The 11,253-nt window shown below is 64.6% G+C and carries 6 protein-coding genes and 1 pseudogene; 5 read left to right on the top strand and 2 right to left on the bottom strand.

The features are described from left to right. The 3 genes from H8R17_RS48090 to H8R17_RS48085 all read left to right on the top strand — a co-directional run. Positions 1–3,873 (top strand): RHS repeat-associated core domain-containing protein (locus H8R17_RS48090; RefSeq protein WP_316959698.1); only part of this gene is annotated, 3,873 nt, incomplete at its 5' end. Between the two features lie 68 nt (positions 3,874–3,941). Then, a complete protein-coding gene (locus H8R17_RS41405) occupies positions 3,942–4,571 on the top strand; it encodes a DUF4304 domain-containing protein (protein ID WP_187828356.1) in 630 nt (209 codons plus the stop codon). A 75-nt stretch (positions 4,572–4,646) separates the two neighbouring features. Next, the gene (locus tag H8R17_RS48085; RefSeq protein ID WP_262505921.1) at positions 4,647–4,772 is read left to right on the top strand and encodes a hypothetical protein; all 126 of its coding nucleotides are present in this window, start codon (positions 4,647–4,649) and stop codon (positions 4,770–4,772) included. A gap of 335 nt (positions 4,773–5,107) precedes the next feature. Here H8R17_RS48085 and H8R17_RS41400 read toward each other — a convergent pair whose 3' ends face one another. Both H8R17_RS41400 and H8R17_RS41395 read right to left on the bottom strand, forming a co-directional pair. After that, positions 5,108–5,314 (bottom strand): DUF397 domain-containing protein, encoded by a 207-nt coding sequence (locus H8R17_RS41400; RefSeq protein WP_187828355.1) that lies wholly within the window; start codon positions 5,312–5,314, stop codon positions 5,108–5,110. Positions 5,315–5,318: 4 nt separating this feature from the next. Further along, positions 5,319–6,173 carry a helix-turn-helix transcriptional regulator gene (locus H8R17_RS41395; RefSeq protein WP_187828354.1) on the bottom strand — a complete coding sequence of 285 codons (855 nt, stop codon included), beginning with the start codon at positions 6,171–6,173 and terminating at the stop codon, positions 5,319–5,321. Positions 6,174–6,410: 237 nt separating this feature from the next. Here H8R17_RS41395 and H8R17_RS41390 point away from each other — a divergent pair, with 237 nt between their 5' ends. Both H8R17_RS41390 and H8R17_RS41385 read left to right on the top strand, forming a co-directional pair. Further along, positions 6,411–6,836 carry an ATP-binding protein gene (locus H8R17_RS41390; protein WP_187828353.1) on the top strand — a complete coding sequence of 142 codons (426 nt, stop codon included), beginning with the start codon at positions 6,411–6,413 and terminating at the stop codon, positions 6,834–6,836. 17 nt (positions 6,837–6,853) lie between these two features. After that, a pseudogene (locus tag H8R17_RS41385) lies at positions 6,854–11,207 on the top strand (RHS repeat-associated core domain-containing protein); the annotation flags it as partial. Between the last annotated feature and the right edge of the window lie 46 nt (positions 11,208–11,253).

Genomic DNA, 11,253 nt, shown 5'->3' with positions numbered 1-11,253 from the left:
GTCACCGACGCCAGCCAGAAGGTGACTACGCAGACGTACGACACGTTCGGGCGTCCGCTGGTCAAGACGGTGCCCAAGGACCAGGCGGCGGGCGTGTACGTCACGACCCCGGCGCCGGTGTACGACGTCAACGACAACGTCACGACGTCGACGGCGCCCAACGGCGCGGTCTCCACTGCGGTGTACGACGCGGCGGACGAGATCACCTCGGCCACGGCCCCGAAGAACACCTCCACCTCGGACGACCGTACGTCGACCTACACGTACGACAAGGTCGGCAACCTCAAGACGACGACGGAGCCCAAGGGCACGCTGACGACGTCGGATGCGACGGACTACGTCACGACCAACAACTACGACGCGATCAACCAGCTCAAGTCGGTCGTGAACGCCGCGAACGACACGATCAGCTATGAGTACGACAACGTCGGCAATGTCGTCACGGTCATCGACCCGATCAAGAACGCGACGACGGACACGACCGACTACACGTCCAAGACTGCCTACGACCTGGACCACCGGGTCACAGCGGTGACGGACGCGGCCGGCAAGACGACGAAGAAGTCCTACGACAAGGACGGCCTGGTCGTCTCCACGACGGACGCGGAGAACAACACCACGCTCATCACCTACGACGAGCGCGGCAAGCCCACGCAGGTGCAGGTCCCGCACGAGGGCACCTCGCCGATCACGTACCGCACGACGAAGTACGAGTACGACCAGGTCGGCAACGTCACCAAGGTCCTCACGCCGCGGTCCGTGGCGGCGGGCTCGACGGACGCGTTCACCCAGCGCACGGACTACGACGCGCTGAACCGCCCGGTCAAGCAGTACCAGCCCTACGACCCGGCGGACGCCCGCTACAACGACCCGAACGTCTACACGCAGACCAGTTATGACGCGGTCGGCCGGGTGGCGTCGACGTCGCTGCCGCCGTCCGAAGGCGAGACGGTCCGTAACACCACCAACTACAGCTACTTCGACAACGGCTGGGTGAAGTCGTCCACGGACCCGTGGGACATCGACACCACCTACGACTACAACGACCTGGGCCAGCAGACGGCCAGGACGCTGACGTCGGCGGGCGGCTCCTCCAACCGCACCATGAACTGGTCCTACTACCCCGATGGCAAGCTCAAGACCCGCTCCGACGACGGGGTACCGGTCGGCAAGGACGTGACCCTGGTCGACAACTCCGACACCCAGAACACCTCCTCCACCGGCACCTGGACGACGGGGGACAACACCGGCCAGCAGGGCTACAACCACGCCACCCACGCGGCAGGCACGGGCACGGACTCCTTCACCTGGACGCTGAACATCCCGACAGACGGCACGTACGAGGCATTCGTCAAGTTCCCGGCCGCCACGGGCGCGGCGACGACGGCGAAGTACACGATCTCGCACAAGTCGCTGCTCGGTCTGGACACCACGACCGACAAAACGGTCGACCAGACGCAGAACACCGGCACCTGGGTCTCGCTGGGGTCGTACTCCTTCACGCAGGGCAACGACGCCAAGCTGCAGCTGTTCGAGAACAGCGGCGGCACGGTCGTCGCCGACGGCGTGAAGCTGGTCCGCGACAACTCCGCCGACACCGACAACGAGCAGAAGACGTTCTCCTACTCCTATGACGCGAACGGCAACCTGACGTCGATCGACGACAATTCGTCCGGCGCGCAGATCGACAACTACGGCATCACCTACACGGGCCTCAACCAGGTCCAGAAGGTGACCGAGTCCGCCGGAGGCGTGGCAAAGAAGGCCACGTCGTACATGTACGACGCGGACGGCCAGCCGGCGACGGTCGACCACCCCGACCAGTACTCGAAGTACACGTACGACCTGCGTGAACTGGTCAAGACGGTCTCGGTCGGCACCTCGTCGACGGACACCAACCCGAAGGTCACGTCGTACACGTACACCGACCGCGGCCAGCAGCTCCGGGAAACGAAGGGCAACGGCAACACCGTTGACTACACGTACTACCTGGACGGCCCGGTCAAGTCCACGACGGAGAAGAAGCCCAGCGGCACGCTCGTCGACTCGCACACCTACGCCTACGACCCCAACGGGAACAAGGCGCAGGACGTCGCGAAGAAGATGAACGCCGACAACCACACGGCCTACCTCTCCTCAACCACGGACTACACCTACGACCCGGCCGACCGTCTCGCGAAGGCGGTGAAGACCGGCAACGGCGCGGACACCGAGACCTACGTCCACGACGACAACGCCAACGTCATCAGCCAGGCCGTCGGCGGCACCACTACCACCTACAACTACGACCGCAACCGCCTGCTGTCCGCCACCGCGGGTGGTAACACGGCGGACCACAACTACGACCCGTTCGGCCGCCAGGAATCAGTCACCTCGGGTGGCCAGGTGATCAGCCGGAGCGTGTACGACGGCTTCGACCACGTCATCGAGTCCCAGAAGATGGACTCGGTGGGTGCGATGAAGTCCACCACATACACCTTCGACCCCCTCGACCGCACCACCTCGGAAACCGCCAACGGCAAGACAACCGACTACGACTACCTCGGCCTGTCCAGCCAGGTCCTGGACGAGAAGGTCGCCGGCACCCTCACCAAGTCCTACCAGTACAGCCCCTGGGGCGAACGCCTGTCGCAGATCACCCACAACAGCGACGGCACCACCTCGGACGGCTACTACGGCTACAACAGCCACACCGACGTCGAAACCCTCACCGACGCAGGCGGCGACACCAAGGCCACCTACGGCTACACCGCCTACGGCTCCGACGACACCTCCGAGTTCACCGGCATCGACAAGCCCGACGCCGCCGACCCCACCAAAGAGGCCTACAACCCCTACCGCTACAACGCCAAGCGCTGGGACGCCCAGTCCGGCACCTACGACATGGGCTTCCGCAACTACGACCCGGGCCTGAACCGCTTCACCACCCGGGATATGTACAACGGCGCCCTCGCCGACATGGGCCTTGGCTCTGATCCTTTCACCGGGAACCGCTACGCCTTCACAGGCGGAAATCCCATTTCGGGGATTGAAGTCGATGGTCACACGTCGGTTGATGCCTTGTGTGGGGGCATTAGTGGCTGCAATGCCGTCACGATCGGCCGGAATGCACTTCCCGGAAAGACAGGGAACAAGACCAGTCGGCACAATACGGCCCAGGCCCGTGCAATCCAGGAAATCAAGGCGCAAGCCGCGAGCATCGGGGCGACTGATTTCTCTGTGCTGCCTGCGGACCAAAGCGCCATTCCCGGGGCGAACAAGGAGTGCATGTCCCCCCGCAACGGCAATCGAGGGACGCCGCGGAGGAACCGAGGACTCGCGGTTCCCGACTGCAGTTTCGGCACGCCCGACATACTCGGCTACGACGCCAAGGCCAACGTCTACTATGTCTGGGAGGTCAAGTCGGCCGGGGAGGCGAGCAAGGCGGTACCTGAGGCCCAGTGGTATGTGAACCGTCTCAAGGCCCAGGGGGAAAACGCAGTCCTCGGTTGGATGATCGGCGGGCCCTATGAGGTCGGAAACGGCGACAAGGTCATGGGACCGGAGGAAGGTGCGGTCATTTACGGAAGGGGCACCAACAAGAAGTTCAAGCAGATCTACAACAACAGCTCCATGGCAGCGGCGCGACAAACTGCCGCCAGTCAGACGCCGAATCCATCGGCGGGCCCCGGTCGTGGTGAATACCCGGGTACGGCTTATCAGGAGGGAGTTGGAACGAGGCCGCTGTCCAACAACGGCGGGTGGGACCCCTTGGTCATTCCGCTGTTCACGCTAGCCGGCGTGGCAGTGGTCGCGGGCGCGACCATGATGGGCCCGGAGGCAGTCGCAGGCGCAGGTGCGGCCGCTCTCACCAGGTATGGGCTGGCCGCTTGATGTTCGGAACCCCCGCGAATAGTATATTCGCGGGGGTTCCCGCATAATCGAAATAGCTGGTGGTGGCCGTGAAGGAACTGTCCGACTTTTTGAAAGAGTTTGTAACGCCCAAGCTGAAGCCTCTTGGCTTCAGAAAGAAGGGGCAGTTGTACAGACTCGACGGTGACTCCGGAGATGTTGCGTTCATAAGCTTCGCGCCCATGCGCATCGATCCCTGTGCAGTAGTTTTTCATGTCTCGTGCCTGTTCGTTCCTGAGCCTTATTGGCAGTTCTTGAACCGGCAGTACATGGTTGCCGGAGTTCCCGAGGTGAACCAGTCGGGAGCCCTGGCGTCCTACTCTTTGATGCCGCCGGATTCGGCGGCTCATGACCCTGCTTCGTGGGGTGTCGACCGTACGAGATGGGCCTTTGGCGACAGGAACCGCGCCGAGGTGGGGAAGGTACTTGGCGAAGCGTTGGTGGCCGAGGTTCCGAGGATCCGCCAACTGCTCGTCCGGGAGAACCTTCTCGCGGCGATCCAGTCGCCGGAAACGCCGTCGATTCGTCGTCGCGGGGCACTCCAGTCGGAGTTGCTGCTCATGGTTGACGACTACCCTCGGGAGAAACTTCAGGATCTGCTCTCCAGGATCGACGAAGACCATCCGTTCATTGAACTCTTCACCCGGTGGGCCGATATGAGACGCGGTCTCCTGCCCTGAAGGAGTCGATGACGGTGCAGGTGGACGCCTGTTCTGCCCCCAGGCCTCCCGAAGAAGGATCCTTTCGCGCAGAGTATGGCCGACTGGCACCGGTTCGACGTGTCCACTGCGGAGTTGATCTGCCGGGTGTTCGCCGACCGGGAGTTCGGCCCGGTCTCTGTCGCGGCGAAGGTGGAATGCCCGTTCCTCCATGCCTGCTGACGCGGGACGCCAGGTGAGCAGCCGCCAGCATCCAGTGCGATGCGTGCTCGGATCTTGGGCCGTCGGGTGCGCACGCCATCCTGCTAACCCGCGCGCGCCGCACCTCGTCATGCATTCCTTGGCGGCGCTGCTTGGCTTGGTCGCCTGCTCCATGCTGGGCGCCGGGCCTCGGTGCACGGCGTGATCCGCTGGGCGAGGGGGCAGAGAGCCGGCGGCTCGCGGTTGGCGGGGCCGCCAGGTGGTGTGTCTGGGCGTCGCTGAGGATGCAGCATCCGTCGGGATGGCTGCGTGGCTCGGTGCGCGACTGGTTGGGTTCTCGTTCCATGTGGAGGGCGTTACGAACGCTCCAGTCCCGCACCCGGCGGCTTCAGTGCCGTGATGAACGCATCGAATGCCGAGGCGGGGAAGGTGAGGGTGGCTCGGGTGGGGGTCTTGGAGTCGCGGATGGCTATGTGGGGATGGCGGACCGAGACTTCGACGCAGGCGTCGCCCTGGCCACCGCCCGAGTAGGAGGACTTGCGCCAGGTGTCGGGCGTGGTCATGTCCTTACAGCTCCTTGGTCAGCTTGTGGATGAAGTCACGTGAGCGCTCGGGGGCGAGTGACACAGCCTCTACCCTACGGAAGAGTGTTCGATAGCGCCTGAGTTGGGCTTCGGCGCCGATGAACACCGGGCCGTTCGGCCCGTCGCGGACCACGGTGTCCAATGGGGGGACGGGGCCGCCCGCGTACACCATGGCGCTGCCGGCTCCGCCGAAGCCGTTCATGTCGAAGGGGATGACCCGCACGGTGACGTTGTCGGCCTCGGAGAGTTCCAGGACGCGGTTGAGTTGCGTCCGTGCCTCGGACTGGTCGCCGACCCTGATGCGCAAGGCCGCTTCGTGGATCACGGTCTCGTACGGGATCAGGGCGGTGCCCTCGATGATGACCTTGCGCTGCATGCGGTGTTCCACCCACCGCTCCACGTCGTCCTCAGGGAACTCCGGGTTGACGTAGGAGAAGAGCGCCCGGGCGTAGTCCTCGGTCTGCAGCAGGCCCGGGATGTGCAGGAATTCCACGTCCCACCGGTAGTGGGCGTGATGCTCCAGCTCGGGCAGATCCAGGAACGGCGTCGGCAGTGCGCCTCGGTACTCCTCCCACCAGCCTCTGGGTCGGTTGGTCGCCATGGCTACCAGGGCGTCGATCAACTTGCCGTCCGGACAGGCGTAATTGGCGGCAAGGCGGCGCAGGCGCTTCTCGCTCACGCCGGAGAGGCCGGACTCGATCTGGTTGATCTGTGTGGAACTCACCCCGAGCGCTGCCGCTGCCTCGCGGCCCGTGAGGCCTGCCGCGTCACGCATCTTGCGCAGTTCGACACCAAGGCGCACTTGGCGTGCTGTTGGTTCACGCCTCAATCCGGCCATGCGCTGCTCCTCGGCTCAATGCCCTTGTAGGTGTGACTCGTTCGATGTCAGATTACGCGGTCGGCTTGCTTGACCTTTAAATCCAGGTCTACTGTCGGTGGCGCGCAGCACACCCTGCGGAATCACTGGGATCCCGGAAGCGCACCGCTCCGTCCTGCCATGACGGCTGCGGCAATGACACCGCCCGGCCTCCCGCATCAGTTCTCCGAAACCCCACCATCGAACCGGAGTTGACGCATGCACAAAGCCAAGAGCACCGACTCCTGGGAGTACTCGCTTTACATCCCGAACGACGTCCGCGCAGTCACCGTCAGCCGCCGTACTCTCCGCCTGATCCTCACCCTGCACGGCTTGATCCACCTGGTCGATGTCGCCGAGATCCTCGCCGCCGAGCTGGTCTCCAACGCCGTACGGCACACGGACGGGCCCGCCGCCCTGCGTGTCCGGTGGGTGGATGGCGTGCTGCGGATCGGGGCGTGGGATGCCGATCCCGAACCGCCTGAGTTTCCGGGAGAGTGCGCCGACCTGACGCGCGAGGAGGACGGGCGGGGGCTGGGGATCGTGCGGGCCTGTTCTGCCGTATGGGGATGGCAGCCGCTCTCCAGGTTTGGGAATCGGGGGAAGTACGTGTGGTGTGAGCTTCCTGCCGTAGTCGGTCTGTGACCGGTGACACATGTGTGAAGTATGTGACGGACGACTTCGGCCGCCCGGTCCAGACGACGAACGTCAAGTCCCAGACACGAAGAGGAGCTGGGACGCGGACAACAACGTCACGTACCTGGAGGATGCCAACGGGGCGAAGACCGCGTACTGCTACGACCAGAAGACCAGCTACCCGCTCTGGCAGCGCGACGCGGAGAACAACAAGACAGGCGTGCCTAATGGGAGCTGCCGGTCAGAGAGACTCGGTGCCGTAGCCGCCAGCAGGTGAGCACTTTGCTTGCCTGAAGCACGTGACTTCTGAGGTCAGACCGTGCCCCTGCTGGTCGGCCGGAAGGCCAGACCGCTGATGGGGTGGCGTGCCCGCCGAGTAGGGCGTGAGCACTACCTACGCCTACAACTCCTACGGCGAGCCGACCACCGCCACCGACGCCGACGGCAACCCGACGACGTACAGCGGCTTCGGTCAGACCGGCTACCCGGCGACCATCACGGACGCGCTGAACAAGTCGACGTCGTACGTGTACGACGAGCGCGGCCAGGTCACCCAGGTCACCGACGCCAGCCAGAAGGTGACTACGCAGACGTACGACACGTTCGGGCGTCCGCTGGTCAAGACGGTGCCCAAGGACCAGGCGGACGGGCGTGTACGTCACGACCCCGGCGCCGGTGTACGACGCCAACGACAACGTCACGACGTCGACGGCGCCGAACGGTGCGGTGTCGACGGCGGTGTACGACGCGGCGGACGAGATCACCTCGGCCACGGCCCCGAAGGACACCTCCACCTCCGACGACCGTACGTCGACCTACACGTACGACAAGGTCGGCAACCTCAAGACGACGACGGAGCCCAAGGGCACCCTGACCACGTCGGACACCACCGACTACGTCACCACCAACAACTACGACCCGATCAACCAGCTCACCTCCGTGGTCAACGCGAACGGTGACACGATCAGTTACGCGTACGACAACGTCGGCAACGTCGTCACGGTCATCGACCCGATCAAGAACGCGACGACGGACACCACCGACTACACGACCAAGACGGCCTACGACCTGGACCACCGGGTCACGCAGGTGACGGACGCGGCCGGCAAGACGACGAAGAAGTCCTACGACAAGGACGGCCTGGTCGTCTCCACGACGGACGCGGAGAACAACACCACGCTCATCACCTACGACGAGCGCGGCAAGACCACCAAGGTGCAGGTCCCGCACGAGGGCACCTCGCCGATCACGTACCGGACGACGAAGTACGAGTACGACCAGGTCGGCAACGTCACCAAGGTGCTCACGCCCCGGTCGGTGGCGGCGGGCTCGACGGACGCGTTCACCCAGCGCACGGACTACGACGCGCTGAACCGCCCGGTCAAGAAGTACCAGCCCTACGACCCGAACGACGCCCGCTACAACGACCCCAACGTCTACACCCAGACCAGCTACGACGCGGTCGGCCGGGTGAAGTCGACATCGCTGCCGCCCTCCGACGGCCAGACGGTCCGCAACACCACCAACTACAGCTACTTCGACAACGGCTGGGTGCAGTCGTCCACGGACCCGTGGTCCATCACCACCACCTACGACTACAACGACCTGGGCAAGCAGACGGCCCGGACGCTGACGTCGGCGGGCGGATCCTCCAACCGCACGATGAACTGGTCCTACTACCCCGACGGCAAGCTCAAGTCCCGCTCCGACGACGGTGTGCCGGTCGGCAAGGACGTGGTCCTGGTCGACAACTCCGACACCCAGAACGTGTCCAAGACGGGCACCTGGACGTCCGGTGACGCCAGCGACCAGGAAGGCTACGACCACCTCACGCACGCGGCGGGCACGGGCACGGACGCGTTCACGTGGACGCTGAACATCCCCTCCGACGGCACGTACGAGGCGTTCGTGAAGTTCCCGACCGTGTCGGGCGCGGCCACGAACGCGAAGTACACCCTCACCGACTCCGCCGGCACGGTCGACAAGACCGTCGACCAGACGCAGGGCACGGGCACCTGGGTCTCGCTCGGCTCCTACGCCTTCAAGCAGGGCAACGCCGCCAAGCTGCAGCTGTTCGAGAACAGCAGTGGCACGGTCGTCGCCGACGGCGTGAAACTGGTCCGCGACAACTCCGCCGACACCGACACCGAGCAGAAGTCGTTCACGTACACCTATGACACGAACGGCAACCTGAAGACGATCGGTGACACCTCGTCCACGGCATCCATCGACACCTACGACATCACCTACACGGGCCTCAACCAGGTCCAGAAGGTGTCGGAACTGGCCGGCGGGGTGACCAAGACGTCCACCTCGTACACCTACAACGCGGACGGCCAGCCCAAGACCGTCGACCACCCCGGCCAGTACTCCGCCTACACCTACGACTTGCGCAACCTGGTCAAGACCGTCTCGGTCGGCACCTCGTCCACGGACACGTCACCGAAGGTGACCTCGTACACGTACACCGCCCGCGGCCAGAAACTGAAGGAGACCAAGGCCAACGGCAACACCGTCGACTCCACCTACTACCTCGACGGCCCCATCAAGTCCACCACGGAGAACAAGTCCGACGGCACCACCCTCGTTGCCTCGCACACCTACGCCTACGACCCCAACGGGAACAAGGCGCAGGACGTGGCGAAGAAGATGAACGCCGACGACCACACCGCGTATCTCTCCTCCACCACCGACTACACCTACGACCCGGCCGACCGCCTGGCCAAGACGGTGAAGACGGGTAACGGCGCGACCAGCAACACCTACGTCCACGACGACAACGCCAACGTCACTAGCCAGACCGTCGACAGCACCACCAGCACCTTCACCTACGACCGCAACTGCCTGCTGACCGCCACAGCCGGTGGCGTGACTGCGGACTACAACTACGACCCGTTCGGCCGCCAGGAGTCGGTCACCTCCAGCGGGCAGATCATCTCCCGCACGACGTACGACGGCTTCGACAACGTCACCGAGTCCCAGAAGACGGACTCGACGGGCACGATGCAGTCCACGACATACGCGTACGACCCGCTGAACCGCACCGTCTCCAAGACGGCGAACAGCAAGACAACGGACTACGACTACCTCGGCCTGTCCAACCAGGTCCTGGACGAGAAGGTCGCCGGCGCCGTCACCAAGTCCTACCAGTACAGCCCGTGGGGCGAACGCCTGTCACAGGTCACCCACAACAGCGACGGCACGACCTCTGACGGCTACTACGGCTACAACAGCCACACCGACGTCGAAACCCTCACGGACAAGAACGGCGACACGAAGGCGACGTACGGCTACACGGCGTACGGATCCGACGACACGTCCGAGTTCACCGGCATCGACAAGCCGAGCAGCACGGACCCGACGAAGGAGGCCTACAACCCCTACCGCTACAACGCCAAGCGCTGGGACGCCCAGTCCGGCACCTACGACATGGGCTTCCGCAACTACAATCCGGGCCTCAACCGCTTCACCACCCGGGACATGTACAACGGCGCCCTCGCCGACATGAACCTCGGCGCCGACCCCTACACCGGTAACCGGTACGCGTTCGGCGGCGGAAACCCCAGTTCTGAAATCGAACTCGACGGTCATACGTCGGTCGATGCCATGTGTGAAGGCATCAGTGGTTGCAATGCCGTCACGGTCGGCCGGAATTCCGGCTCGACATCGAAGACCGGTACCAGCAGCGGTGGGTGCGGTACCCCCGGTTTCATTGGCCCGTGCCCAGTCACCTCACAGCCTGCCGCCGCGGCCGCCGCTGGCGGCAGCTGGAGCACCCAGCACTTCATGGCCCAGCTGATCATGTGGGACTGGCTGGAGGCTCAGGCGACCGCCAAGTACGGGGCGTCGGGTGGATGGCGTGTTCAGATGGAAGCGCCCATCGCCGGCGGGTCCAAGGAAGGCACCGGTAACGAAGGTGCGGCCGATATGACCTATCAGGACGGAAACACGCTCTATGTCTGGGAGCTCAAGCACAAGGCTGAAATGCCCTGGACCGGTGGCCGTCCGCCTGCCGAGGCCTACGGGAAGTTCGATGTCCAGTGGTACATCAACGCGATGAAGAAGGACCCGCGGTACAAGGGTCTTGACATCAAGCCCGGGTTCCCGCTGCCACACCCGCTGATCGGCCCAGGGGCGAAACGCGGACAGTTCCTGGAGCTCGACAACTCCGATTTCTTCGAGGGAAGCGGTCCGGGAGTCGTCACGTACCAGGCGTTCTACATGAGGACCACACACCCGGATCCGGCGCCGGTCACGGTCCCGGAACCGGTCAAGGTCGGAGCGGGCGTTGCCGCGCTCGGAACGACCGCGTGGTGGCTCGGTAAGCTGTTCTCGCCGGCTTGCGGACCGGCCGCGCCCGCCTGCGCGGTCGTGTTTTAGCCCAACCACACCCCCGGCCGGGCGCGTCCGCTGCGGACGCGCCCGG

Source organism: Streptomyces sp. TRM68367, from assembly GCF_014495685.1.
In the GTDB taxonomy this organism is placed as follows: domain Bacteria; phylum Actinomycetota; class Actinomycetes; order Streptomycetales; family Streptomycetaceae; genus Streptomyces.
This window is presented reverse-complemented; position numbering and strand designations above follow the sequence as displayed.

Coding starts and splice junctions, on each gene's coding strand:
- H8R17_RS48085 (WP_262505921.1), top strand. CDS start 4,647: ATGGCCGACTGGCACCGGTTCGACGTGTCCACTGCGGAGTTGATCTGC.
- H8R17_RS41400 (WP_187828355.1), bottom strand. CDS start 5,314: ATGACCACGCCCGACACCTGGCGCAAGTCCTCCTACTCGGGCGGTGGC.
- H8R17_RS41395 (WP_187828354.1), bottom strand. CDS start 6,173: ATGGCCGGATTGAGGCGTGAACCAACAGCACGCCAAGTGCGCCTTGGT.
- H8R17_RS41390 (WP_187828353.1), top strand. CDS start 6,411: ATGCACAAAGCCAAGAGCACCGACTCCTGGGAGTACTCGCTTTACATC.